Genomic DNA, 1,260 nt, shown 5'->3' on the forward strand with positions numbered 1-1,260 from the left:
GCTGAACGCCGCCGCCCCCGACGTGTGGGTGGAGCTGCACCCTCAGGACGCGGCCCGGCACGGCATCGCCGAGGGTGACCTGGTCGGCGTCGCCTCCCCGCGCGGCGGCATCGAGGCCCGGGCCCGGATCGGCGGCATCCGCCCGGGGGTGGTGTTCGTGCCGTTCCACTACGGCTACTTCGACCTCACCCCGTCCGACCGCCGGCCCCGGGCCGCCAACGAGATGACCGTGACCACCTGGGACCCGGTGTCCAAGCAGCCGATCTTCAAGGTCGCCGCGGTCCGCATCGCCCGACTCGCCGGATCGGAGGGCTGACCCATGCACCTCGCCCACTACCTCGGACTGCTGCACCGGGCCCAGCTCACGCTGGCCGACGCCTTCCGGCAGGTGGCCGGCGCGCACGGTGACGAGCCGGACATCGAGCACCTGTGCCGCCGCCAGGCCGAGCGGTGCGACGAACACGCGGCACGGCTGGAGCCGTTCGCGCGGCGCTACGCCGAGGACGCGCCCAACGAACCGGAACGGTTGCACTCCGAGCTGTTCCGCGGCACCCGGACCGGCGGCATCGGCCTGCTGCGCGACCTGCAGGACCTGTACCTGATGGCCGCCGAGTGCGACGTGTGCTGGACGGTCGTCGGCCAGGCCGCCCAGGGCCTCCGCGACCGCGCCCTTCTCGAGGTCGTCACCGGGTGCGAGGGGGAGACCGCGCTGCAGCTCGCCTGGATCCGCACCCGGATGAAGCAGGCCGCCCCGCAAGCCTTGGTCGTGGCCGACTGAATCGGGCGGCGCGATGGCTCTATCGTCGGTGGCGTGTCGTGGCGGGATGAGCTGAACAGCGATGACGACCTGGCCCGGATCCTCGCGATCGGGCAGGCCGCCCGGGAGGGCGGCCCCGAGCTGATCGACGCCATGCTCGACGTCGCGCTGCACGACTCCACCGAGGTGCAGACCACCGGCGGCATGGCAGAGGTCTGGGAGAAGTGTGGCGACGCCGCCGCGGGGGCGCTCAAGGGCATCCTCGAGCGTCACGGCGGCGGCGTCGACGAGCGGGTCCGGGCCGCCGCGTTCGATGTGGACAACGACGACCAGCGGGTCGGCGTGCTGCTCCACCGCCTCGGCGCACGATACGAGCCGGTGCGGCGGGAGCTGGAGACCAGCGGCGACGAGCGGCTGCGGATCCGGGCGCTCAAGGCCATTCCGCCGTTCGACCGCTCGCCGGAGCTCGGCGTGCGGTTCCTCGCCGACCCGTCGCCCGCAGT

General features: G+C 73.4%; 3 protein-coding genes. All 3 read left to right on the plus strand.

Going from position 1 to position 1,260, the window contains the following annotated elements:
- Positions 1-316 (plus strand): molybdopterin dinucleotide binding domain-containing protein (locus AB0M20_RS44275; RefSeq protein WP_364307563.1); only part of this gene is annotated, 316 nt, incomplete at its 5' end.
- 3 nt (positions 317-319) lie between these two features.
- Positions 320-778, plus strand: a complete 459-nt coding sequence (locus AB0M20_RS44280; RefSeq protein ID WP_364307565.1) for a hypothetical protein — start codon at positions 320-322, stop codon at positions 776-778.
- Between the two features lie 33 nt (positions 779-811).
- The coding region (locus tag AB0M20_RS44285; protein WP_364307566.1) for a hypothetical protein at positions 812-1,260 on the plus strand (449 nt) is incomplete at its 3' end.

Source organism: Actinoplanes sp. NPDC051633 (assembly GCF_040681735.1).
Taxonomy (GTDB): Bacteria; Actinomycetota; Actinomycetes; order Mycobacteriales; family Micromonosporaceae; genus Actinoplanes.